The sequence below is a fragment of the Streptomyces sp. JLBJ103 genome, assembly GCF_058215575.1.
Genome location: NZ_CM177089.1, coordinates 7,800,209 through 7,824,854 on the forward strand (window position 1 = coordinate 7,800,209; position 24,646 = coordinate 7,824,854).

The 24,646-nt window shown below is 70.5% G+C and carries 15 protein-coding genes; 9 read left to right on the top strand and 6 right to left on the bottom strand.

The annotated features are described in order from the left end of the window. Positions 1-11: 11 nt before the first annotated feature. Positions 12-779: an IclR family transcriptional regulator gene (locus AC4BEG_RS33370; protein WP_490703396.1), complete on the bottom strand. Its 768-nt coding sequence runs from the start codon at positions 777-779 to the stop codon at positions 12-14. Positions 780-1,082: 303 nt separating this feature from the next. On the opposite strand from AC4BEG_RS33370, the gene AC4BEG_RS33375 reads away from it, so the two are divergent. After that, a complete protein-coding gene (locus AC4BEG_RS33375; RefSeq protein WP_490703397.1) occupies positions 1,083-1,733 on the top strand; it encodes an ATP-binding protein in 651 nt (216 codons plus the stop codon). Between the two features lie 45 nt (positions 1,734-1,778). Here AC4BEG_RS33375 and AC4BEG_RS33380 read toward each other — a convergent pair whose 3' ends face one another. From AC4BEG_RS33380 to AC4BEG_RS33390, 3 genes are all read right to left on the bottom strand, one after another. After that, a complete protein-coding gene (locus tag AC4BEG_RS33380) occupies positions 1,779-2,948 on the bottom strand; it encodes a PP2C family protein-serine/threonine phosphatase (RefSeq protein WP_490703398.1) in 1,170 nt (389 codons plus the stop codon). A gap of 129 nt (positions 2,949-3,077) precedes the next feature. Further along, the gene (locus AC4BEG_RS33385) at positions 3,078-4,376 is read right to left on the bottom strand and encodes an MFS transporter (protein ID WP_490703399.1); all 1,299 of its coding nucleotides are present in this window, start codon (positions 4,374-4,376) and stop codon (positions 3,078-3,080) included. Then, the gene (locus tag AC4BEG_RS33390) at positions 4,373-4,984 is read right to left on the bottom strand and encodes a helix-turn-helix domain-containing protein (protein ID WP_490703400.1); all 612 of its coding nucleotides are present in this window, start codon (positions 4,982-4,984) and stop codon (positions 4,373-4,375) included. The genes AC4BEG_RS33385 and AC4BEG_RS33390 overlap by 4 nt, the downstream gene beginning before the upstream one ends. Before the next feature lie 232 nt (positions 4,985-5,216). Between AC4BEG_RS33390 and AC4BEG_RS33395 the strand changes: the two genes are divergently transcribed. The 8 genes from AC4BEG_RS33395 to AC4BEG_RS33430 all read left to right on the top strand — a co-directional run bounded on the left by AC4BEG_RS33395 (position 5,217) and on the right by AC4BEG_RS33430 (position 21,661). After that, complete coding sequence (locus tag AC4BEG_RS33395) at positions 5,217-6,836, top strand: MFS transporter (protein WP_490703401.1); 1,620 nt, start codon at positions 5,217-5,219, stop codon at positions 6,834-6,836. Between the two features lie 39 nt (positions 6,837-6,875). Continuing rightward, on the top strand, positions 6,876-7,898 hold the full coding sequence (locus tag AC4BEG_RS33400; protein WP_490703402.1) for a 3-oxoacyl-ACP synthase III family protein: 1,023 nt from the start codon (positions 6,876-6,878) through the stop codon (positions 7,896-7,898). 215 nt (positions 7,899-8,113) lie between these two features. Next, the gene (locus AC4BEG_RS33405; protein ID WP_490703403.1) at positions 8,114-13,876 is read left to right on the top strand and encodes a type I polyketide synthase; all 5,763 of its coding nucleotides are present in this window, start codon (positions 8,114-8,116) and stop codon (positions 13,874-13,876) included. A 13-nt stretch (positions 13,877-13,889) separates the two neighbouring features. Then, positions 13,890-17,144, top strand: coding sequence for a type I polyketide synthase (locus AC4BEG_RS33410; protein WP_490703404.1), 3,255 nt, complete (start codon positions 13,890-13,892; stop codon positions 17,142-17,144). 79 nt (positions 17,145-17,223) lie between these two features. Next, positions 17,224-18,057: a class I SAM-dependent methyltransferase gene (locus AC4BEG_RS33415; RefSeq protein WP_490703405.1), complete on the top strand. Its 834-nt coding sequence runs from the start codon at positions 17,224-17,226 to the stop codon at positions 18,055-18,057. Between the two features lie 166 nt (positions 18,058-18,223). Beyond that, entirely contained in the window at positions 18,224-20,641 is a 2,418-nt protein-coding gene (locus AC4BEG_RS33420; RefSeq protein WP_490703406.1) for a hypothetical protein, read from the top strand. A gap of 38 nt (positions 20,642-20,679) precedes the next feature. After that, positions 20,680-20,961: an acyl carrier protein gene (locus AC4BEG_RS33425; protein ID WP_490703407.1), complete on the top strand. Its 282-nt coding sequence runs from the start codon at positions 20,680-20,682 to the stop codon at positions 20,959-20,961. Positions 20,962-21,178: 217 nt separating this feature from the next. Further along, the gene (locus AC4BEG_RS33430) at positions 21,179-21,661 is read left to right on the top strand and encodes a DUF2867 domain-containing protein (RefSeq protein ID WP_490703408.1); all 483 of its coding nucleotides are present in this window, start codon (positions 21,179-21,181) and stop codon (positions 21,659-21,661) included. Between the two features lie 87 nt (positions 21,662-21,748). On the opposite strand, the gene AC4BEG_RS33435 is transcribed toward AC4BEG_RS33430, so the two are convergent. Both AC4BEG_RS33435 and AC4BEG_RS33440 read right to left on the bottom strand, forming a co-directional pair. Next, on the bottom strand, positions 21,749-22,747 hold the full coding sequence (locus AC4BEG_RS33435) for a beta-ketoacyl-ACP synthase III (protein ID WP_490703409.1): 999 nt from the start codon (positions 22,745-22,747) through the stop codon (positions 21,749-21,751). Between the two features lie 100 nt (positions 22,748-22,847). Further along, positions 22,848-24,476: an AMP-binding protein gene (locus AC4BEG_RS33440; protein ID WP_490703410.1), complete on the bottom strand. Its 1,629-nt coding sequence runs from the start codon at positions 24,474-24,476 to the stop codon at positions 22,848-22,850. Positions 24,477-24,646: the final 170 nt, after the last annotated feature.

Here is a 24,646-nt window from a genome sequence, read left to right on the forward strand (position 1 = left end):
GGACATGGGAGTCACCAGCGGGACGCGCCGAGGTCTCGGGAGACCGCCCGTGCGGCATCGCGCACCAGGCCGACGAGCGGGGCGTTCGGCCGGCCCTTGCTGTCGCAGAGGCGTTCCACCGAACCGGACACCCCGATGGCGCCGACCACCAGGCCGCCCTGTCCGCGAATCGGTGCCGCGATATCCGCTTCACCCATGATCATTTCTTGGACCGCGGCCGCCCATCCGGTCTCCCGTATCTCGCCGAGCGCTCTGCCCAGCTGCTGGGAGGAGACGAGGGTGTGCCGGGTGTAGCCCTCTGGTTCTGCTTCCATAACCGGCTCCAGGGGTGTCGTCCCGTACGCCAGCAGGATCTTGCCCAGGGCGCTGGCGTGCAGGGGCAGCAGGGATCCCACGTCCAGGGTCTGAAATGTGTCATCGGGACGGAAGACGTGGTGGACGATGAGTACCTTGCCCTCGAGGGGCACGCCGAGCCGGACCGCCTCACCGCTGCGGGCGGCGAGGGCGTCGGCCCAGTTGATGGAGCGGGAGCGCAGCTCGTTGATGTCGAGATAGCTGGTTCCCAGGTGGAGCAGCGCGGCGCCGAGCTGGTACTTGCCGGTCTCCTTGTCCTGCTCGACGAAGTCCACGCTCTGGAGGGTGCGCAGTATGCCGTGTGCGGTGCCCTTCGCCAGGCCCAGCGCGGCTGCCACTTCGCCCAGGCCGAGCCGTCCGGAGCCCTGGGCGAGCAGCCGCAGGATCGCCGCCGCCCGCTCGATCGACTGCACCGGGCCGGCCATGTCGCGATCGTAGCTCGATGTCCCCTGATCCAGCCTGTTGACCAGGTTTTTCGTCTTCGTGAAGCATCGCGCTTTCAGGGCTCTTAGCTGCGCGTTTCTGGGTTTGTTCAGGGTTGTGCAAAAACGTTCGGTAATGCCGACCTCTATTCGTTGACCGCGCCTCTGTGCGTCCATAGCGTCCGTATCAGGACAGCCCTGGCATCCAGGGCGACACTGCCGGTCGTTATTCGGCCGACCACCGACAGGCAACCCACTGGGCGCTCGACAAGGGCAGTGCCCGGCAGAGCACCCGGAGGAGGAGAAGTGGCGGACCAGCTGAATCTTTCCACCGTCGGCGACGCACCGCCGACTGATCCCGGCATGGGAATGGCTCCCCAGGTGGGAGCGGGCGGCTGGAGCGTTCCCGCGGCCTTCGGCTTCGTGGGGCCTGGCGCTCACACGGAGACACCGGCGCCGCTCATCGGTCCTCAGGCGCGCGGGGCGGCCTCCACGCACGGGACGGTCCCGGGCGGCGATCAGGCCCCCGCGGCGCGTGCGCCGATCGGCCATGTCGACCACCGTGCCGACCACCGCCTCCCGGTACCGCACATCCACGGGGCCGTCGCCACCGTACGGCACCGGGCGCGGCTGCTGCTGGACGAGTGGGAGCTGCCCGCCGAATGCCTCGACGACGCGCTCATGGTGATCTCCGAGCTGATCACCAACGCGGTGCTGCACGCCCTTCCGCCCGCCGTACTGCGGCTGCGCTCGAGCGAGACCGATGGCTGCCGCACCCTGCACATCGAGGTCACCGACGGCGGCCCCGCGCCTCGGACCGAGCACCCGGACGAGGAGATCGAGCCGGACGAGCACGGCCGTGGGATCGGCATCGTCTCGGCGCTGTCGTCCTGCCACGGCACCCGGGTGGGCTGCTCCGGTGTCACCCGCTGGGCGGAGCTGCCGGTGGCCGCCTGACAAGCGGCCCCACATCGTGTCGTCCCCTGTGCGCACCTGGCGGTGTCAGAGGCGTCCGTGCGGGGCGATGGCGAGGATGGCGACATCGTCGTGGCGCTTGCTCGCATGCCGCGGCAGATCGGTGTTGAGGAAGTTGATGACATCCAGGGGGTCCGGGACCGGGCGGCCCCCGAAACGGTCGCTGAGCCGGTCCAGCAGGGGGTAGAAGTTCCCGTTCGCGTCGCGGGCCTCGACCAGCCCGTCGGTGCACATCAGCAGCACATCGCCGCGCAGCAGCCGGTACTGGGCGGCGACGGGCGGCTCATCGGCCAGAGTGCCCAGGCCGAGGGGGAGACACGGGGTCCCGGTCAGCGTGGTCACCTCACCACCCGAGATCAGGATGGGCTCGATATGGCCGAAGTTGACGATCGTCACCCGGTGGGCCACCGGGTCGTACTCGATCAGCGCGGCGGTGACGAACAGCTCGTCGTCGGGGATGTCCGCGGCCTCACCGGCCATCCGGCGCTCCAGCCGGTTGGCCACCTGGAGCAGATCCCCGGGGTCGTAGACGGCCTGGCGGAAGCTGCCGAGCACATCGGCCACGGTGCGTACGGCCTGGAGCCCCTTGCCGCGCACATCGCCGATGATGGCGCGCTCACCGTGCTGGGTGGCGCGGATGTCGAAGAGATCCCCGCCGATCATGGTGCCCGCCTCGGCGGGGCAGTAGAGCGCCGCCACCAGCACATGGCCCACCTCGTGCGGCAGCGGACGCAGCAGTGTGCGCATCAGGGCCTCGGCCACCGAGCTGGCGTGCATCAGATGCGCTTCCTGACGCTTCCGGTGCGCCGCCAGCCCCGTGCCGAGGGCACCGACCAGGGCCGTGGCGATGTAGGTGGCCACATAGTGGCGCTCCCACAGGTAACCCACGCTGCGCCCCGCACAGCACGGGGTGCCCGCGAGGGTGGCCTCGAAGCCGACGGCGAAGACCGCGATGGCGGCCACGGTGACCGGGCCGTGGCCGAAGGCGGCCACCACGGGCAGCGCGATGAGCAGGAAGCTCACCGGCCACTGCACGGGGGTGATGGGCTCGACCACCAGGATGACCGCGACATAGATGGCCGGCAGCCAGCGCATCCAGGCCGGGGGAGAGGGGATCTCCAGACCGCCGTTGCTCAGCCGTGGCGGCATCCGGCCTTCGCCGCCGTGACCGGTTGTGTCGCGGCCCGGCCGTCTCACGGCTCGCTCCGGGGCGGTGGCACCTCAGCCGACCTGTACACACGGGCTCCTGATACGGCTGTGATCAACATTCACAGCCTGCCGGGACCGGCGGCCCCCGGCGACCCTTGCTGCGCCATCGGCGGCATGTCATCCGGTGGGTGGTGCCACCCGGGTGTCCACTGCCTCGCCCGGCGGCCGGGCCGTCGGCAGATCGCGGGACCACCGGATGGGGGAGCGGAGCAGGATCACCCCGGCCAGTGGAATCCCCGCCGTGGTGATCCACATCGCGGTGCGGACACCGAACGCGGTGCCGAGCGCACCCCCGAGCAGCGCGCCGAGCGGGATCGTGCCGTAGCTGATGAACGCCGTGCTCGCGGTGAGCCGGCCGAGCAGCTCCGGCGGGCAGTAGCGCTGCTGGAAGCTCGCCTTGATCACATTGCCCGCCACCACGCCCATCGCGACGCAGAAGCCGCCCGCCACGAAGAACAGCACCCCGGGTCCGGCCACGGTCAGCGGGATGAGCAGCGCGCACACGGCCAGGCCCAGTTCGAACACCAGGGTCGCGCGGGCCGTACCGACCCGGGCGGCCACCCGCCGCGCCACCAGCGCTCCGGCGACGCCTCCGGCGCTCACGGCGGCGATGAGCGCGCCCACCGTGCCCGGAGCCAGTCCCACGGTCCGGACCAGGAAGACCACCCGTATCGACTGGTATCCCACGAGCGCGAGGTTGGAGACGGCGGAGAAGAACGCGAAGGTACGGAACCACGGGTCACGGGCGATCAGCCGCAGCCCCTCGCCGACCTCCTCGGCCAGCGCCCGCCGAGGGCGTAACGACGCCGCGGTGGCGGCCGGTTCGCGGTGGCGGATGGCGGACACGCAGCAGAGGGTGAGGAGGAACGTGGCGGCGTTGGTGAGCATGCCGTTCACCGCGCCCGCCCACTGGGCGAGCACACCGGCCGAACCCTGCCCGGCGATCTGCGCGGCGGACGCGCTGCCGTGCAGGGCGGCATTGCCCTCGGGCTGGTCGTCGGCGTGCAGCACGCTGGGGAGATAGGCGCGGTAGGCGGTCTGGAAGAACACCGCGGCCGAGCCCGAGAGCAGGGCGACGGTCAGCAGCAGACCGAAGCTCAGCAGACCGCACCAGGCGGCGACGGGGACACTGGCGAACAGCAGCAGCGAGACGGCGGAGGCCGTCAGCATGATCGGTCTGCGGGGCAGCCGGTCCACCCAGACTCCCACCGGCAGACCGATGACCAGCCAGGGGATCCAGGAAGCGGCCGTCAGCAGACCGATCTCGAAGGTCCCGACGTGCAGGGTGGAGACGGCGATCAGTGGCATCGCCACGGTGGTGACGGAGGCGCCGAAGGTACCCGCTGTCTCACCGCACCACAGCAGCCGGAAGTCGCGGTGGCGGCGCAGCAGGCCACCGCGTATGTCTCGGCTCATGCGCGGCCACGTTCCCTGCGGGGGAAGGACTGGAGCTGGACGACGACCGGCAGCGCCTCCGGGGCGGGCTCGGTGTCCGGTTCGGGGGTATGACGGGCGATGACCTCCATCAACTCGGTGTTCAGCGCATGAAGTTGAGGCGGTGTCATCCGAAGATCGCGCCAGTCCGCGACGGTGCCCGCGTTCCGCCACCGCTCGTCCCAGTCCTCGCCCACGTAGGTCATGACCCGGCTGAAGTACTGCTGTATCAGCTCGCGAAGATAGACCGACAGCGCACCGTGGGCGTCGGGGTCATCACGGAAATCGGCGATCCGCAGGTCGTTGATGACCCCGGTGCCACGCCACCACCGCTCGCGCTTGGTGCCCCGTGCGGTGTCCTCCTCGATGAACCCGTGCTCGGCGAGATGGCGCAGATGCCAGCTGATGGTGCCGGTGTTCTCGCCGAGCCGCTGGGCGAGCAGGGTGGCGGTGGCCGGGCCGTCGAGGCTGAGGAGTTCGTACAGGCGCATCCGCAACGGGTGGGCCAGCCCCCGCAGACTGTGGGCGTCCAGCCGCCGGGCGGGGCCGGGGAGCGGCGGCGGTGGTGAGGGTTCGGGTGCGTCGACCATGCCCGCATCGTAGGTTGCAGAGGATCCTCTGCATAGGGGTCTCTGCAAACTGTCCTCTCGAACGTCATGCCAAGCGCTGGTGCGGGGTGCGCCCTTGACCCCGGGCAGCCGACTCGATGGGATCGGACCGCGGGGTCCGTTTCGTTCAACGCATGGGGGAATCCAAGTGGATGCAGAGCGGCCCGTCAGACCTGCTGGTTCCGATCCCTCCGCCGGTGGAGGGGATGCGCTGTTGAAGGGCCATCGGCCCTCCGCGCCACCACCCTCGGGCGCCTCGAAGTGGTGGACGCTGACGGCGGCCGTGCTCGGGACGTTCATGCTGATGCTCGACCTCAGCGTGGTGAACGTGGCCCTGCCGGTGATCCGTCAGGAGCTGAACGCCGGTTTCGAGGAGGTGCAGTGGGTCCTCGACGCCTATGCGCTCACGCTCGCGGTCTTCCTGCTCACCGCCGGGGCGCTCGCCGACACTCTCGGTCGCAAGAAGATCTTCCAGGTCGGGTTCGCCGTCTTCACCCTGGCCTCTCTGGCCTGCGGAGTGTCCGACACCGGCCTCGCCCTGGACATCTCACGCGGTGCCCAGGGGGTCGGCGGAGCGGTGCTGTTCGCCGTTGCCCCGGCGCTGATCTCCCATCAGTTCCGTGGCAGGGAACGGGCGGTCGCGTTCTCGGTGTTCGGGGCCATCATCGGACTCGCCGTCGCCCTGGGCCCGCTGATCGGCGCGGCACTGGTCACCACGGCGAGCTGGCGGTGGATCTTCTACCTGAACATCCCGATCGGGATGTTCGCCATCGTCATCACCGCCGTGTTCGTCCGTGAGTCACGCGATCCCCGGGCCCGTGGCGTGGATGTGCCCGGTCTGCTGGTGCTGTCGGTCGCACTGCTCGCCCTCGTCCTGGGACTGATCCGCGGGCCGCAGGACGGCTGGGGAGACCCGGGGATCGTCGGCCTGGGAGTGCTCGCGGTGGCGGGCCTCGCGCTGTTCGTCGTGGTGGAACGCCGCCGCGGTCCCGCGGCGATGCTGGATATGAGCCTGTTCGGCAATGTGACCTTCGTCGGGCTGGCCCTGGTCGCTCTCTTCGCCTACCTGGCCGGTACCACCTCCATCTTCCTGGAGGCGAACTACATCGAGAACGTCCTCGGGCTCAGTGCGTGGGAGACCGGTGTCCGGTTCCTGCCATTGACCTTCGGCATGCTCGTCGCCGGGACGGTGGCGGGTATGGTGATGAACCGCATCCCTACCCGGCTGCTGCTGTTCGGCTCTGGAGCGTTCCTGTGTGCCGCCATGCTCCTGGTGCTGCTGGCCGACCAGGACTCGTCGTGGACGGCGCTGCTTCCGAGCATGATCGCCGCTGGTATTGGAATGGGGGCCTTCAATCCGCCACGTGCGTCGGTCGCGATGCTGGTCGCCGAACCGGACCGAGCCGGGATGGCTTCGGGGGCGAGTGAGACATTCCAGCAGATCGGAGTGGCACTCGGAATCGCAGCCACCGGTTCGCTGTTCCAGAACCAGGTGGCGCGGGAATTCTCCGACAGCGCGGTCGGAAAGCAGCTCGGCGACGCCGGAGTGGACACTCATGCCCTCGGTGTCACGATTGCCAACGGTGGTGCCGGAGAAGCGAGCAGGGCCATTCCGGAACCCCTGCGTCAGGACTTCCTCCGCTCCGCCGACAGCGTATTCGTCAGCGGTATGCATCTGTGTTTTGTGGTGCTGGCCGTGGTCGCCGGCATCGGCTCCGTCATCGCCCTGCTGTTCATCCGGCGGCGTGACATGCGCGAGGACTTACCCGAAGTCGGGGAAATCGAGGGCGACATGCCGAAGCGGGCCGTTTCGGACCGGACCGGTGACGCGTAAGCTCGTCGCACCATCAGAACAGTGGGAGGGAAACGGGGCGTGCCTGGGTTAACTTCCTCGATCGGCGTGGTGGGGACCGGGAATTACCTGCCGCATGAGCCGATCAGTCTGGAGTCGTATGTCGAGGCGGGTCTGGAACTGAGCCCGATGGACAACGGGCCGCTGGTGCGCGCACCACAATGGCGCCACCATGTCGCACCGGGGGACCGGGCAAGCGAAATGATCGAGCGGGCCGCGGCGCCCATGTTCGAGCGGCTCGGTGTCGATGTCCGCGAGGTGGACGTCCTGATCACCAATGTGCTGCTGCCCGACGACCTGTTCACCGGATGCGGCGCCGACACCGCCCACCGGATGGGGATGTCGCCCGAGTGGATCATCGATCTGCACAACGGCGGCTGTGCGTCCTTCCAGTACATGCTGAAGCTCGTGGCGTCCATCATGGCCACCGAAGGCGCCAGGACCGCGCTGATAGCCAATGTGCAGAACACCGCCGGCCAGATATTCGCCCAGGACGGCAACCGCTTCAAGGCGCACTGTGTCGCCGCCGGTGACGGCTGCGGAGTCGCCCTGGTCACCGCCGACCCCGGCCCCGATACGCCCCGGCTGCTGGGGACCCGCACCCGCAACACCCCCGCCACCGCACGTGATCTCGGCATGGCGACTTCCGACGGCCGCCACCACTGGCAGACCGGCGACAGCGTCCTCGACGTACAGTTCGACGCCGCGAAGACCAAGGAGACCCTGGAGCTCGGCAACCGGCTGGTGCCGGAGCTCGTCCGCGAGCTGAGCGCGCGGTGCGCGTTCGGTATCGACGAGATCGACGTACTGATCACCAACCAGCCGAACCGCATCTTCTTGCGCAACTGGCGCAACGCCCTCGGGATCGACGCCGAGCGCCACATCGACACCTACGACCGATTCGGCAATCTCTACGGCGCCGGGGTACCCGTCACCCTGCACGAAGCGGTCACCGCCGGCCGTATCAAGCCGGGCAATCTTGTGGTCACTGCCGGCTTCGCCCATGCCGGGGATTTCGCCGCGGCGGCCGCCTTCCGATGGTGATCCGGCACCGGTTCGGGAAAACGACCGCACACTCAATGACCACAAGATGTCGCGGAGTTGACAGTGCAGAAAGCGGAGTTGTTTCCTCGCGTTGATGAGCCGTGCGGCGCGTATCACGGACGAGGGAAAACCTCACATCCGCCGCCCGGCTCATGACCGGGGCCACCGGCCCCCTTTTGCGGCCCGACCGAAGGTTCGTGGAAAGGGTGGACAACGTGGGCACTTCAGGAACTGACGGCGCGCCGTCCGGAGAATCCCTGGCCGTGCGGCTGGCGGAGACCGCGGTGGACGAGCGGCTGCGCATCGTGCTCGATGTGGTGCTGCGGGAAACAGCGGCGTTGCTCGGCCGGCCGCCCAGTGCCATCGATCCGCAGCGGCCTTATCTCGACTACGGCTACAACTCCCTCGCCGCTGTCACGCTGACCGAGGAATTGAGCTCCGTCTGTGGTCTTGAGTTACCGCTGACCATGTTGTTCGACCAGCCCAATCCCGATGCGGTCGCCCGCTATCTGCTCTCCCGCATGGGGCTGTCGGACACCGGGCCCGCCACCGAACCCGAGGCGCCTTCCGACGGCGCGACCGACGCCGCGGAGCACCTCATCGCCGTCGTGGGCGTGGCATGCCGATATCCGGGCGGTGTCGGATCCCCCGCCGAGCTGTGGCGGCTCGTCGACGAGGGCCGCGACGCGATCACCGGCTTCCCGGCCGACCGCGGCTGGCCACTGGACGAGCTGTACCACCCCGACCCGGACCACCCCGGCACCGCGTACACGACATCGGGTGGCTTCGTGCACGCCGCCACCGAGTTCGACGCCGAGTTCTTCGGGATCAGCCCGCGCGAGGCACTGGCCATGGACCCCCAGCAGCGGCTGCTGCTCGAGGGTGTCTGGGAGGCGTTCGAGGACGCCGGGATCGACCCCGGCACACTGCGCTCCAGCCGCACCGGGGTGTTCGCGGGTGTCTCCGGCGTCGACTACAGCTATGTGGCCCGCTCCGGTGGCGCCGGTCTCCAGGGCTACTGGGGGATCGGCACCCTGCCCGCCGTCGCCTCGGGCCGGGTGGCGTACACCTTCGGCTTCGAGGGCCCGGCGCTGACCGTGGACACCGCGTGTTCGTCCTCGCTGGTGGCCACCCATCTGGCGATGCGGTCCCTGCGTCACGGCGAATGCTCGATGGCCGTGGTGGGCGGGGTGACCGTGGCTGCCACCCCCACCGTCTACCTGGAGTTCTCCCGTCAGCGGGCGCTCTCGCCGGACGGCCGCTGCCGGTCCTTCGCGGAGACGGCGGACGGCACCGGGTTCTCCGACGGGCTCGGGGTGCTGGTGCTGGAGCGTCTCTCGGACGCGCGCCGGAACGGCCACCGGGTGCATGCGGTGCTGCGCGGCTCCGCGATGAACCAGGACGGCGCCAGCAACGGTCTCACCGCGCCCAACGGCCCGTCACAGGAGCGGGTGATCCGGGCGGCCCTGGCGGACGCCGGACTGTCGCCGGCCGATGTGGACGCGGTCGAGGCGCATGGTACGGCCACGGTGCTCGGGGACCCCATCGAGGCGCAAGCGCTGCTGGCGACCTACGGTCAGGAGCGTCCGGCGGAACGGCCCTTGTGGTTGGGGTCGTTGAAGTCGAACATCGGGCACACGCAGGCCGCGGCGGGTGTCGGTGGTCTGATCAAGATGATCACGGCGATGCGGGCGGAGATCCTGCCCGCCACGCTGCATGCGGAGAAGCCCACCACGAAGGTGGACTGGTCCTCGGGCGCGGTGGAACTGCTGACCTCGGCGCGCCCGTGGCCGCGTGGCGAACGACCGCGCCGGGCCGGGGTGTCCGGCTTCGGCGCCAGCGGCACCAACGCCCACATCATCCTCGAGGAGGCCCCGGCCGAGCGGTCCGCCGAGCCCGGACCGCCGCCCGCCGGGCACCGCCCCGCCGCGGACGCCCCGACCGTCTGGGTGCTGTCCGGGAAGCAGCCGCCGGGGCTCTCGGCGCAGGCGCGCAGCCTGCGCGCCTGGTTGCTGGCGGACCCCGGTCTTGACCCGGTGGACGTCGGCTACTCGCTCGCCACCACCCGCGCCCCGCTCTCGCACCGCGCGGTGGTAGTCGGCCACGGCCGCGACGACCTGCTCGCCGGACTGGACCGGATCGAACACCCCGGCCCCGGACACGAGCCCGTCGGCATCAGCGCCCGGACGGGCCGGGTGGCGTTCGTCTTCCCCGGGCAGGGCACCCAATGGGCAGCGATGGCCGTGGAGTTGCTGGCCTCCTCGCCGGTGTTCGCCGAGCGGATGCGGGAATGCGCTCAGGCGCTCGAACCGTACACCGGATGGCAGTTGCTCGATGTGCTGAACGGTGCTCCGGAGGCGCCTCCGCTGGACCGGGTCGATGTGGTCCAGCCCGCCCTGTTCGCCATGATGGTGTCCCTCGCGGCCCTGTGGCGCTCCTACGGCGTGGAGCCGGACGCGGTGGTCGGCCACTCCCAGGGCGAGATCGCCGCCGCCTGTGCGGCGGGTGCCCTGACCCTCGACGACGCCGCCCGCGTGGTCGCCCTGCGCAGCAAGGAGATATCCACCCTCGGCCGCGACGGCGGCATGCTGTCCATCGCCGAATCCGTGGAGGACGTCCGGGCCAGACTGGTCACCGTGCCCGGTGAGGTGTCCGTGGCCGCGGTCAACGGCCCGTCGTCGGTCATCGTCTCCGGTGACTCCGCCTCGCTGGACGAACTCTTCGAGGAGTGTGTCGCGGAGGACGTCTGGGTCCGCCGGATCCCGGTCGACTACGCCTCCCACTCGCCGCACATCGAGGACCTCCGCGAGCGGCTGCACACCGCGCTCGCGCCGGTGGAACCGCGGGCGGGACAGCTCGCCTTCCACTCCACCGTCGTCGGCAAGGCCATCGAGACCACCGCCCTCGACGGCGACTACTGGTACGGCAATCTGCGCAACCCCGTGCTCTTCGAGCAGACCGTCCGCGACATGGCCGACCAGGGGTACCGCGTCTTCGTCGAGATCAGCCCGCACCCGGTGCTGACCGCCGCGCTCCAGCAGTCCATGGAGTCCCTGGGCGACCCCGACGCGGTGGTCCTCGGATCGATGAAGCGGGACCACGGACGGCTCGAGGACTTCCTCGGCTCCCTCGGCGAAGCGTATGTGCGCGGGGTCGAGGTGGACTGGTCGGCCGCGTTCGCCGGACGGTCCGCCCACCGTGTCGACCTGCCCCGCTACGCCTTCACCCGGCAGCGCTACTGGGCCACCGGTGGCGAGGGCGCGGGCGATCCGCGTCCCGCCGGGCTCACCTCCGCGCGCCATCCGCTGCTGGCGGGCCAGGTGCGGCTGGCGGGCGGACTGGGCACGGCGTTCACCGGGCGGCTCGCACTGGAACAGCTGCCGTGGCTCGCCGACCACACCGTGTTCGGCGAGGTGTTCGTGCCGGGCACGGCGCTGGTGGACCTCGCCGCGAGCGCGGGCGACCGACTCGGCCTGCCGGTCGTCGCGGAACTCGCCCTGGAATCCCCGCTGGTGGTCCGGGACGAGGGGATCGGGATCCAGCTCCAGGTGGCCGAGCCCGACACACGGGGCCGCGCCGCCTTCACCCTGCACTCGGAGGACGGCGCGGACGGCTGGACCCAGAACGCCTCCGGCGTACTGACCACTTCCGCCGAAGCGACGCACGAGGAGGACCCGCCCGCCGTCTGGCCCCCGGAGGGCGCCGTCGCCATCCCGACCGGCGATCTCTACGACCGTCTGGCCGACCGGGGCATGGAGTACGGAGGGATGTTCCGGGGACTGCGGGCCGCCTGGCGGTGCGGGGACGAGATCTGTGCCGTCGTCCGGCTCGACGGCGGCGGCGAGGACATCGACCCCCGCCATCTGCTCCATCCCGCGCTGCTGGACGCCGCGTTCCACGCGGCCTTCGCCGACCGCGCGGACGAGAGCGGCTCCGGTTCCGCATGGCTGCCGTTCGCCTGGTCCGGGGTACGCATCCGGTCCGCTGAACACACCGCCCGGGAACTGCGGGTCCGGCTGACGCCGCTCGGCACCGGCTCCCTGCGGATGTCCGCCCGGGACACCGACGGACAGCTCCTGGTCTCCGTGGACTCGGTGCTGGCACGGCCGGTGTCCATGGCCCAGCTCGCCGCCGCCCGCTCGGTGACGGCCGACTGCCTCTTCGGCGTGGACTGGGCGCCCGCCACCGCGGCCGGTCCGGTGTCCCTCGACACCATGGCCGTTCTCGGCGCGGGAGTCGGGCTCATCGAGCCGGACGGTACGCCACCGCGCGCCTATCCAGACCTCGCCTCGCTGCTGGAGGAGACCGACGGCAGCCCGCCCCGGTGGGTCGTCGCGCCCGTCGGGCCGCCGGACACCACGACGCCACCCGACGCGGTGCGGACGGTGCTGGGCACCGTGCTGTCCCTGCTGCAGGACTGGTCGGCGGCCGACGGACTCCAGGACACGGGCCTGGTGTTCGTCACCAGGACGGCGGTGGCGGCGCTCCCCACCGACGATCCCGCCCTGGGGCTCGCGCCGCTGTGGGGCCTGGTGCGCAGCGCACAGGCCGAGAACCCCGGCATCTTCCGGCTGATCGACCTCGACACCGCCTGCGGAACGGATGGCCTCGCCGCCGCCCTGGCCCTCGACGAACCACAAGTCGCCGTACGTGACGGTGCGTTGCTGGTGCCACGCACGGTCCGGATCCACCCCGCCCCGTCCCCCCCGTCCTTCGACCCCGACGCGACCGCACTGATCACCGGTGGCACCGGCGGTCTGGGGGCGCTGGTGGCACGCCATCTGGTGGCCGAACACGGAGTGCGCCATCTGCTGCTGGCGAGCCGTCGCGGCCCGGCCGCCGAGGGCGCCCGTGCCCTGACGGACGAACTGACCGCGCTGGGCGCGGAGGTCAGAGTCGCCGCGTGTGATGTGTCCGACCGTGAGGCCGTGGCCGGTCTGCTCGCCACGGTCTCCGCGGACCACCCGCTGAAGGCCGTGGTCCACGCCGCCGGTGTGCTCGACGACGGCCTGATCACCTCCATGACCGGCGACCGGCTGGACCGGGTGCTGCGCGCCAAGGCCGACTCGGCATGGCATCTGCACGAGCTGACGGCCGCCCACGACCTCACCGCCTTTGTGCTGTTCTCCTCGCTCGCCGGGGTCGTCGGCGGGCCCGGACAGGGCAACTACGCCGCCGCCAACACCTTCCTGGATGCCCTGGCGCACCGGCGCCGTATCGAGGGCAGGCCCGCCGTGTCCATCGCCTGGGGGCTGTGGGAGGAGGCCGGAGACATGACCGGCCACCTCAGCGGGGCCGACACCGCGCGGCTGGCCGACAGCGGGGTGATCGCCCTGACCGCCGAGGAGGGGCTGCGGCTGCTGGACGCCACCCTGGAGGCGCCCGCCCCCCTGGTCCTGGCAGCGCGCCTGGACATGGCCGCCCTGCGCACCCAGGCCGCCGCGGGCGTGGCACCCGCCCCGCTGCGCGGGCTGGTGCGCACCGCGCCCGCCCGCCCCGTCGCCACCTCCGCCGCGCTCATCGAGGACCTGGCCGCACGGCCCGGACCGGAGCGCGCACGCGTCCTGCTGCGTCTGGTGCGCACCGAGATCGCCGCGGTACTCCGGTACCCGGGGCCGGACGCGGTACCCCCGGACCGGGCCTTCCAGGAGCTCGGCTTCGACTCGCTGGGAGCCGTGCAACTGCGCAACCGCCTGAACCTGGCCACCGGACTCGGACTGCCGGTGACGGCGGTCTTCGACCACCCCACACCACGGGCGGTGTCCGTCTTCCTGGCGGGCAGCCTCTTCCCCGCCGGGGACGCCGGGGACGCCGGGGACGTCCGGAACACCCCCTCGGACTCCGCCGGGAACACCGCCCAGCCCCCGGCGGGGCACACCTCCGCAAGCGGCGACGGCGCGCCCGACGCTGCCGCCGAGCTCGACGACATGGACGCCGAAACCCTCGTCCGCCTGGCCCTGCGCGGCAACGACTTGTGATTGGACCCCACCTATGCCCGTCGACAACGAGGATGTCGTAGAAGCACTGCGCGCGGCCATGAAGGACAACGTGCGGCTGCGGCAGGAGAACGAACGCGCCCGGGAGCCGATCGCGGTCGTCGGCCTGGCCTGCCGTTACCCCGGCGATGTGATGTCCCGGGCGGACCTGTGGGAACTGGTGGCGGACGGACGGGAGGCGATCTCCGGCTTCCCCGACGACCGCGGCTGGGACCTGGACGCCATCTACCACCCCGACCCCAGCCATCCGGGCACCAGTTATGTCCGCACCGGTGGCTTCCTGTCCACCGCCACCCGGTTCGACCCCCGGTTCTTCGGCATCAGCCGCCGTGACGCCCTCGCCATGGACCCGCAGCAGCGGCTGCTGCTCGAAGGCGTGTGGGAGGTGTTCGAGGACGCGGGTATCGCCCCGGACGCGATGCGCGGGACCCGTACCGGAGTGTTCGCCGGGGCCATGTTCCAGGACTACGCCTGGCTGGCGCGTCAGCGCGACGACCAGGTCGGCGGCCGCTGGGGGCTGGGCAACCTGGGCAGCTTCGTCTCCGGCCGGGTGGCGTACACCTTCGGCTTCGAGGGCCCCGCCATGACCGTGGACACCGCGTGTTCGTCCTCGCTGGTGGCCACCCATCTGGCGATGCAGTCGCTGCGCCGCGGCGAATGCTCGATGGCTTTGGCCGGCGGGGTGACCGTACTGGCCACACCGGGTGTCTTCGTGGAGTTCTCCCGGCAGCGGGCGCTGTCGCCGGACGGCCGCTGCCGGTCCTTCTCGGCCTCGGCTGACGGCACCGGTTGGGCCGAGGGCATGGGGGTGCTCCTGCTGGAGCGGCTCTCGGACGCACAGCGCAACGGCCACCCGGTCCACGCGGTGTTACGCGGCTCCGCGGTCAACCAGGACGGCGCCAGCAACGGTATGACGGCCCCCAACGGCCCCTCGCAGGAGCGGGTGATCCGGGCGGCACTCGCCGACGCCGGGCTGTCACCGGCCGAGGTGGACGCGGTCGAGGCACATGGCACCGCCACCGTGCTCGGCGATCCCATCGAGGCGCAGGCGCTGCTCGCCACCTACGGCCAGGACCGCCCGGCGGACCGGCCGCTGTGGCTGGGGTCGCTGAAGTCGAACATCGGCCACACCCAGGCCGCCGCGGGCGTCGGCGGCCTCATCAAGATGATCACGGCGATGCGGGCCGGGACCCTTCCGGCCACCCTGCACGCGGACGAGCCCACGACCAAGGTGGACTGGTCCTCCGGCGCCGTGGAACTACTGACCTCGGCGCGTCCGTGGCCCCGCGCCGAACGGCCGCGCCGGGCCGGGGTGTCCAGCTTCGGCGCCAGCGGCACCAACGCCCACATCATCGTCGAGGAGCCGCCCGCCGACCCGGCACCCACCCGCGACCGGCCCGCCGTCGCTCCCGGTGAGCCGGTGGTGTGGGCGGTGTCGGGCAGGATGCCGTCCGGACTCACCGCACAGGCAAGCCGGTTGCGGGAGTGGCTGACCGCCCACCCCGGACTCGACCCCGTGGACATCGGTCACTCCCTGGCCACCGGCCGTGCCCAGCTCTCGCACCGCGCGGTCGTGGTGGGGCGCGACCGGGACGAGCTGATGGCCGGCCTGGACCAGGTGATCAGTGGGGACACGGTCCCCGGGGTGCTGCTCAGCTCCGGGGTACGCACGGGAAGTGTGGCGTTCGTGGTCCCGGCCCCCGACAAGCAGTCCCTTGAGCCCGCCCGCCAACTCCTCACCAGCGCACCGGTGTTCGCCGCGCGGATGGAGGAGTGCGCTCAGGCGCTCGCCCCGCACACCGGCTGGAATCTGCTCGACGTGGTCAACGGCGCCCAGGGCGCACCCGCACTCGACGACTCCGGTGTGTTCGGCCCCGCCTTCTTCGCCGTCCAGGTGTCACTGGCCGCGCTGTGGCGCGCGTACGGTGTGGAGCCCGACGCCGTGGTGGGTGAGCCCGGCGCCGCACTCGCCACCGAGGTGATCGACGGACGGCGCACCCTCGAGGACGCGGCGCACACCGTGGCCACCGTGTCCGCCACCGGCGCGGCGGACACCCTGCGGGAGACCCTCCGCACCCACATCGAACAGGGCTTCCGCGCCTTCGTGGAGATCAGCCCGCAGCCGACGCTCACCGCCTCCCTGACCGGCGCCGTGACCGCGGTGGGTGGCGACCCCGCCGAATTCATGATCATCGAACCGCCGCCGGGAGCCCCCGACGGCCTGGCCGGCTTTCTGCACACACTGGCCCAGGCGTTCGTGGGAGGCGTACGGGTCGACTGGTCGCCCTCGTTCGCCGGGCGCGACGCCCGGACCGTCGAGCTGCCGACCTACCCCTTCCAGCGCCAGCGGTACTGGCTGGGCGAGACCAAGGACGTCCCCGCGGCACCCCCGCCGGAACGTCCTGCCACGTCCCCGGCCGAGGACAGCCGTGGCACCTTCACTGTGCTGCTGCGCCGCGCCCATGTCGAGAACGCCATCCCCGAGGCCGTGCCGATGGTGATGGCCGCCTCGCGGTTCCGGCCGTCGTTCTCCTCGACGGCGGAGCTGGGCGGTGCACCGGGCTCGGTGCTCGCCGCCGAGGGCGCGGCCTCGCCCGCGGTGATCTGTGTACCGTCCTTCCTGGCCGGTTCAGGGCCGCACCAATTCGCCCGGCTGGCATCGGAGTTCACCCCGCGGCTGCGGACCTCGGCGCTGGTCATGCCGGGGTTCGGCAAGTCCCGGCTGCTGCCCGCCTCCTGGACGGTGGCGATCGAGGCGATGGCGGACGCCACCCTGGCGGCCGCCGGGGACGAGCCCTTCTTCCTGGTGGGCCACTCCGTCGGCGGGCTGGTCGCCCAGGCCATCGCGGAACGCCTGCGGCGCACCGGCCGTACCGCCCGGGGTGTTGTCATGATCGACACCTATGACATCGACGTCCGCAGCGAACGTGAGGCCCTTTTCGTCTGGGCGATGAGCGAGATCCTCGACCGGGATCCGACCGGTCTGGTGGTCAACGACAACAACCTGATGGCGATGGGGGCCTATCTGCGGCTGTACGACGAGTGGACTCCGGGCGGCTGCGAGGTCCCGACCCTCGCGGTGCGGGCGGTGGCCGCTGACACCCCGCTGAACCTGCCCGTCGACCCGGTCTGGAAGACGGCGGACACCAGCGAATCCGTCCTGGCGGACCACTTCTCGATCCTGGAGGACAAGGCCGCGACCACCGCCCGGGTGGTCGGGGACTGGTTCGCCCGGATGTCCACACCCTGACCGGCGGCCCGCGCAACGCGGCGGACCCACCCGTCACCATCGCGGTGCCGGCAGCACACGCAGCACAAGGGGAGAGCCCATGGCCAAAACGGTGTTCCACCACGTCTCCGACACCGCGCGCTGGGTCGCGGAGTACCGGGCACAGGAATCCGCCCGTCCGGACGCCCTGTTCCACGATCCACTGGCGGCCGGGCTGGCGGGCGAGCGCGGCAGGATCATCGCCGAGGCGGCCAAACGGTCGTTCGGCAACGGCTGGTTCTTCATCGCGCGCACCAAGCTGATCGACGACCTCGTCGAGCGGTCCCTCGCCGAGGGGTGCGATCGGGTCATCAACCTCGCCGCCGGTCTGGACACCCGACCGTACCGGCTGGAGCTGCCGCCGTCGCTGGAGTGGATCGAGGTGGACCTCCCGGGGATCGTCGAGGAGAAGAACCGCGTCCTCGCCGATGAGTCCCCGCGCTGCAAACTCTCCCGGGTGCCGCTCGATCTCACCGACGCGGTGGCGCGCCGTGGCTGTCTGACCGACGCGGTCAAGGGGGCCACGAAGACACTCGTCATCACCGAGGGACTTCTGCTGTATCTACCGGAGTCCGAGGTGCGTGAGCTCACCACGGAGCTGAAAAGGCCCGACATCGCCTGGTGGGTCGCGGACATCATCGGACCCACCATCCTCAAGATGTCCAGCAAGCCCGGCAGAAGGAATAATGCGCCGGTCATCTTCGGGCCGGAGAACGGGATTGCGTTCTTCGAACGGGCGGGCTGGACCGTCGATCGCTTCGCTTCACAGTTGCCCGCGGCCGCCCATTGGAATCGGCTGTCGCCCGCGATGCGCATCGTGGCCCGGCTGCCCAAGGGGAATCCGCGCCGCCCCGGCCGTTCTCTCTGGTCCGCCGTAGTCCGGCTGATCCCCTGAAAAAGCCTGTATCCGCAATGCGTTGACACCGAGTACAGAGGACTGCCAGGATCGAAATTGGGATAGTCGCACGATGTCGGATCGAGGGCGACGGAACGTCAGAACCACTCTCCGACCTTGGTCAGTCCTGATCACGCCTACTGTTGGGATGTTCCAGATGCCCGAGATGGCTCATATCAGTCCCTTCCGCCGGCTGGTGGTTGTCGTCACCGATAGCGAGGTGATGGGCCCGGCGGCGGGCCGCGCGCTTTCCGATCTGGCCGGAGCACGTGATGTCGACATCGACGTTTCACCGACCGGAAATCCGGCGAATGACGAATACCGTGAAGTGGTCAAGCGGGGTTTGCGGTTCCTTGACCTCGTCGCGCCCGAGGACCGCTTCACCCTGCTGACCGTAAATTCGCTCGACGCCGTCCGGGACGCGGTCATCAAGGCGGCACAGGACCAGAAGACCGTCCTCAGCCTGCTGGTCCTGGACCACGCGGACCACCGCTACCGCATGACCTCGCCCGACGACCTCAACGAGCGGCTGGGCACGCTCTCCCAAGAGCTGGGCGGAACGGTCGAGTTCGAACCGAGCCCCTACACGGTGCATGTCTACACCGATGCCGACATCGAGAACTTCTACTCGGTGGAGCACTTCACTCCGCGCTGGAAGCCCACCGAGGATTGGGTCGTCCCCGCTGACATCGCCTGCGCGTTCGTCGACTCCGTACAGCTACAGAGCAACAGCCGGCTGCGGCCCGCGATGAAGCCGAGCACCATCGCCGACGCGATCGCCGACTTCCTGACCGAGCGGGCCGGATCCGAGTGGGGGCTGCACTACTACACCGGCTCCGGCGTCGCCACCTTCATCGACGACATCGAGCAGCGCGCCGTGGCGGGCGGGAATCCGATCGTCCGTGGCCCCAGCGAGCACAGCCTCGCCTGCTCCGCGCTGGCCCGGTACACCCTCGACGGCGCCCCGTTCGCCATCGTCGCCACCAGTGGTATGCACGAGGAGTTCCGCGGCACGCTCGCCAACCACGTGGCCGTCCGCACCAAGGGCTTCATCGTCTGCTGCGACTCCCGCGCCGACCAGTGGCACCCGTTCCAGGGCACCATCCACCGCACCGAGGACAGCCTGCCGTCGCTGCTGGCCCGCGGCTTCCCGGTGGTCCACATCCCGCGGTCCGACGACATCCCCCGCGGCCTCGCCGAGGCGTTCGAGGCGTACTCGGCCGACCGGGGCCCGGTCATGGTGATCGCCCCTCGCGACGTCCTCCAGACCACCCTCGACCTCGACGAGCGGCCGGGGGCGGGGGCCACGGCGGCACCCACGATGGAAGCCGTCCGCACCCCCGAGGTCGACCGGCTGTCCCAGCTGCTCAACTCCGAGCGGCGCAGGCTGCTCTGCCAGGTCGGACCGCTCGGCGACACCGCCAAGGAGCTGCTGTACGAACTGGCGCACAAGGCGGGCATCGGCCTGGCCGACTCGGTGGCACAGCCCGGCACCGTGTCCCGCTACCACCAGGGGCGCACGGTCGAGGAGTTCATCGGCACGCTGAGCATGTACGGCTACTCATCACGCGTCTACGAGTACCTGTACCGCGACGGGCGGCTCCGCCCCGGCGACGAGCAGTCGGTGATGTTCCTCGGCACCCAGATCCCGCAGATCGACACCCCGTTCTCCGAGTCCCATCTGCGGCAGCTGGCCCCGATCCAGATCACCGAGCGGGAGATCGACCGGGCGCCGTTCACCGGACTGGGCATCGTGGCCGACATCGAGGGTGTGCTGCGCACCCTGCTGGACCGGCTCGACGTGGACCCGGAGGTGCTGGCCTACCGGCGGGACGCCATGGCCTCCACCACCGACTCCGACGGCGATGTGATCAGCCTGCTGCCGGTGCTGCCCATGACCACCAACTACTTCTTCCGGCGGCTGCGCGGTGTCCTGGACGGCATCATCCATGAGCACGACTACGCCTACGTCGGCGTCTACGACATCGGGCGCGCCGGACTGTCCGCGGTCAACAGCCTGCCGCGTACCGGCCCCTGCGTCTCCGGCTGGTACGGCCGGGGGCTGATGGGCGACGGTCTGATGGCCCTGCCCGGCATCCTCACCCGGCGCGAGGAGAACGTCATCTCTTTCACGGGCGACGGCGCCGCCGCCATGACCCCGGACATCGTGCCCACTCTCGTCCAGCAGATCGCGGTCGACCGTGAGCCGTTCCGCCGGAACCTCAGCATCTTCCGGTTCGTCAACGGCAGCCACTCCGTGATCCGCACCTACCGGGAGAGCGTCAAGCCCTCCGCGGTCAGCGGCCAGACCGGGGTGCTGACCTTCACGCCGAAGGGCTACGAGCGGCAGTACGGCGGGCTGACGGTCCGCCATCGCCGGATCGCCGGATTCGACGATGTGCCCTTCGCCGAGCAGCTCCAGGAGCCCGGGACCATCAACCTGTACTCGGTGCTGGTGGGACACAACAACGAGGGCGACGGGCTGAGCCGGTTCTCCTCACTGGGCTGGCAGCGCGATGAGCTGTCCCCGAAGGCGCTGGCCATGGCCGGAGTGCCGATCTCGACGCAGGCGCCGACGCCGTGACCGGGACCGGCATCGGGACATCGACCGAAGGAGCGGATATGGAGCGCGCCCAGCTCGAGGAGCGGGTGATCACGCTACTGGCCGAGGCCGTGGTGATGCCGAGAGAGGACGTGGAGGATCCGCGCACCAATCTCCGGGAAGACCTCGGCATGGACTCGATGGACTATGTCGACCTCATCACCGTGCTGGAGCGCGAACTCGGCCAGCATGTGGAGCGGGAGCAGCTCTCCTGGGTCCGCACCGTCGGGGATGTGGTGGACCTGGTGTGTGAACTGGCCGCCAAGCGGGACGACACCGAGACCCCGCGGGCGAGTGCCTGAGCACATCGTGCCGGGAACCATTCGGTGATCGGGCGCAGCCGTCAGCCGGCCGGAGGAATCCGGTCGGCTGATGTGTTCCACGGCGAGATCGAGCAGGAAGCGGGGGATATCGAAGCGCCATCTTCCGACTGTTCGTCAGCGGCGGGTAAAATGCGACGCCATCATGGGGCCGTCAGGCCGTAAGTCTCCGCCAGCGATTCCCAAGGAGCCCTCTTCCATGGCCACTGCGCGCGCACAGCGTGTTGACGTTCCACAAGCACTTCAGGACGGGCAGAAATTCACCGGATTCCATTACGAGTCGGCGTATCAATTGCCCGTCGAGGGCGCCCGGAAGCTGACCCCGGAACAATGGGCCCGAGCCACCTTCGAGGACGCCCCCGGCGTCCTGCGGTGGTTTCTCCGGTTCGGCTGGACCAAGGTGCTCGGCTTACGGATGGGGCCGAAGACCGCGTCACCGCGGCATGTCCTGGGCTGGCACATCACGGATTCCGACGACGCGACCATGACCGTCGAAGCCCATTCCGGGATCGTCGCCACCTACAACATTGTCATGGTGAACGACGGGGATGTTGTCTGGGTGACCTTTGTGCGCTTCAACAAGGGAATCGGACGCGCCGTCTGGGGTATGGCCCGACCGATCCACCAGATGGCCGTGCCCTTTCTGCTGAAGCGTGCCGACCGTTCCCGCGCCACCGGCTGACCGGGCGGGCCGACGTATCCGAGGGGGCGGACCCAGCATGGGCCCCGCCCCCTCGCGCGTGGTGCGGAGACGGCTCGCGCCGCGCCGTCAGGGCAGTGCGACCACGGTAGCCGCGTACGACAGCCCGGCGCCGTAGCCGACCAGCAGCGCCAGATCACCGGGGCTGGTCGCGTCGGAGGACATCAGCGCCTCCATCGCCAGCGGGATCGAGGCGCCCGAGGTGTTTCCGGTGGTCACGATGTCCCGGGCGATGACGGTGGACTCAGGCAGCCCCAGCCGCTTGGCCATCGCGTCGATGATCCGCGTATTGGCCTGGTGCGGAATGAACGCGTCGAGATCGGCGGGGGAGACCCCGGCGGCGGCGAGGGCCCGCTCCGCCACCTTCGACACCTCGTAGACCGCCCAGCGGAACACCTTCTGACCCTGCTGCTGGAGGGCGGGCCACCGCTGATCGCGGTTGCCGCGCAACGCGTCCCACGGCACGGTCTGCGAGATCGCCTCCGCCTGGGAGCCGTCGGCGCCCCAGACGGTCGGCCCGATCGCGGGTGTCCGCGACGGTCCGACCACCACCGCGCCCGCGCCGTCGCCGAAGATGACCGCCGTCGAGCGGTCCTCCAGATCCAGCAGATCGGTCATCCGCTCGGCCCCGATCACCAGCACATGGCCGCCCCGGGAGCGCACCGCGTCCGCGGCCAGCGAGAGACCGTGCACAAACCCGGCACACCCGGCGGACACATCGAAGGCGGCGGCGTGGGTCCCCAGCCGGTGAGCCACCTCGGCCGCCACCGCGGGCGTCTGCCGCAGATGGGTGAAGGTGGCCACGATGACACAGTCCAGGGTGTCGGCCGGGACGCCCGCGGCGGCCAGCGCTTTCCCCGCGGCGGGCACCGCCATGTCGGCGATGGACTCGTCGTGCCCCGCCCAGCGGCGGGCGGTGATCCCGGTGCGGGTGCGGATCCACTCGTCGGAGGAGTCCACCCGGTGGCACAGTTCCTCATTGGTCATCGCATGGCGGGGCCGGTACGCGCCCACGCCGAGGATACGGGCGTGCGGTGCGCCCATGGACGGTGTGATCCGCGCCTTCATACGCGATGCCTCCGGGACGAAGGGGCGGAGCTGCCCGCGGTCGCCCGAACCCCCGCCGGGGGAAGGGCCGTTGGTGTGGCGGTCACAGATGTCCTCCCCGTCAGGCGAACGCCACACGGGCCAGCGGCTCGAGCCGGTCCTCGTCCAGCATCGCCCGGCAGCGGAATCGCTGGATCTTTCCGCTCGGGGTCTTCGGCAGGGTGCCACGCGGCAGGAACACACACTCCGACAGCGCGACACCGCACTTCTCCCGTGCCACGGCCGCCGCCTGGTCCGCGATCGGCCGGAAGTCCCGCGGCCTGCCCTGGGGTTCCAGCATCAGTACCAGCCGGGGCAGCTCCCCGGAGGCGCCGATGTCCACCACCGCCGCACACCCCTTGCGCACCTGGGGGAAGGAGTCCACGGCCGACTCGATCTCGGCGGCGTAGATCTTCCGTCCGCCGACGGAGAGCATGTCGTCGACGCGCCCCATCACATACAGCTCGCCGTCATGGACGAAGCCCAGGTCGCCGGTGCGCAGCCGGCCGTTCACAAAACGGTCGGCGGTACGCTCGGCATCGGCGTAGTACCCCTGGGCCAGGCTCGGTGAGCCGACCTCGATCTCGGCCACCTCGCCCGAGGACCCGGCCACCACCTCGACCCCGGGGAGCGCCACTCCGTTGGAGACCAGCCGGGTGGCCCGGGGGTGGTCGGCGGACACCTCCACCGCCTTCCGGTCCAGCAGCGCCGCACCGTCGAAGACCAGCGAGGACGGGGCGTCGGCCCATGGCTTGCCGGTCACCGCGAGGGTGGCCTCGGCCATACCGTAGGCGGGCTGGAAGGCGGTATCGGACAGTCCGAACCGCCCGAACTTCCCGGTGGCCGTGGACAGAGTGTCCCAGTCCACGCGCTCGGCCCCGATCACCGCGGCGCGCAGCCGCAACTCCTTGGGGAGTTCCGCGCGTCCCTGGGCGCGGGCGGCGAGATACACCGCGGTGCTGGTACCGGCGGTCATGGTGGCCTCGTACTCGGACATGTCACGGAACCAGCTGCGGGGCGCCATCGCGAAGCGCTCGGGCGTGGACAGCACGAAGTGGAAGTCGTACGCCCAGGCGTAGAGCAGACAGCCGAACATCCCCATGTCGTGCGAGAGCGGCAGCCAGGACACCACGGTGTCATGGGCGGGCCGACCACCGGTCAGAGCAAGGATGATCTTCATCTGCTCCTCGATGGCGCGGGTGGTGAGCGCACATCCCTTGGGGGTGCTGGTGCTGCCCGAGGAGTACTGGATGAAGGCGATGTCGTCCGGCCCCGGCGGACTGGGCTCGATGGTCCCGGAGCCGCGCAGGGACGCCCACCCGGCCACCGGCAGCTGGGCGGTCAGCTCCTCGGGCACCAGGGACGTCAGCCAGTCGTCCACCAGTAGCAGCGTCGGGTCCAGGCGCGCGGCGACGGCGGTGAATTGGCGCCGGTACTCCTCCGGGCTCTGGCCGCGGGTGGGCAGTGGCAGCGAGGCCACCGCGCCGCCCGCCAGCCAGATGGCGAGCAGTCCGCGGACCGTCTCCGGGGTGTTGGTCAGGACGGTGGCCACCCGGGTGCCGGGCCGCACTCCGTGGCCGCGCAGCCGCGCGGCCATACCCTGGGCGTCGGCGACCACCTCGCGCCATGGTGTGTGCTCGAATTCCTCACCGGACCAGGCGTGCAGGGTGCCGCCCGACGAGCGGTTGGTCAGGGCGTTCCACAATTGCATGGGTTGTCCCCCGTCGTCTCGCTTGGCCGGCTGATCCGGTCGCCCGGCCGCCGTCGCCTTCTTCGCCGGTGGATAAGCCGGACGTCGACGAGGCCGACGTATCTCCGTGCTCCCCTAATTGATCAGGCATGTCACCTCTGATCGTCACAGCGGCTTGGCCATCCACCCGT

Coding starts and splice junctions, on each gene's coding strand:
- AC4BEG_RS33425 (WP_490703407.1), top strand. CDS start 20,680: ATGGAGCGCGCCCAGCTCGAGGAGCGGGTGATCACGCTACTGGCCGAG.
- AC4BEG_RS33430 (WP_490703408.1), top strand. CDS start 21,179: ATGGCCACTGCGCGCGCACAGCGTGTTGACGTTCCACAAGCACTTCAG.
- AC4BEG_RS33440 (WP_490703410.1), bottom strand. CDS start 24,476: ATGCAATTGTGGAACGCCCTGACCAACCGCTCGTCGGGCGGCACCCTG.
- AC4BEG_RS33390 (WP_490703400.1), bottom strand. CDS start 4,984: ATGGTCGACGCACCCGAACCCTCACCACCGCCGCCGCTCCCCGGCCCC.
- AC4BEG_RS33410 (WP_490703404.1), top strand. CDS start 13,890: ATGCCCGTCGACAACGAGGATGTCGTAGAAGCACTGCGCGCGGCCATG.
- AC4BEG_RS33385 (WP_490703399.1), bottom strand. CDS start 4,376: ATGAGCCGAGACATACGCGGTGGCCTGCTGCGCCGCCACCGCGACTTC.
- AC4BEG_RS33370 (WP_490703396.1), bottom strand. CDS start 779: ATGGCCGGCCCGGTGCAGTCGATCGAGCGGGCGGCGGCGATCCTGCGG.
- AC4BEG_RS33415 (WP_490703405.1), top strand. CDS start 17,224: ATGGCCAAAACGGTGTTCCACCACGTCTCCGACACCGCGCGCTGGGTC.
- AC4BEG_RS33420 (WP_490703406.1), top strand. CDS start 18,224: ATGGCTCATATCAGTCCCTTCCGCCGGCTGGTGGTTGTCGTCACCGAT.
- AC4BEG_RS33435 (WP_490703409.1), bottom strand. CDS start 22,747: ATGAAGGCGCGGATCACACCGTCCATGGGCGCACCGCACGCCCGTATC.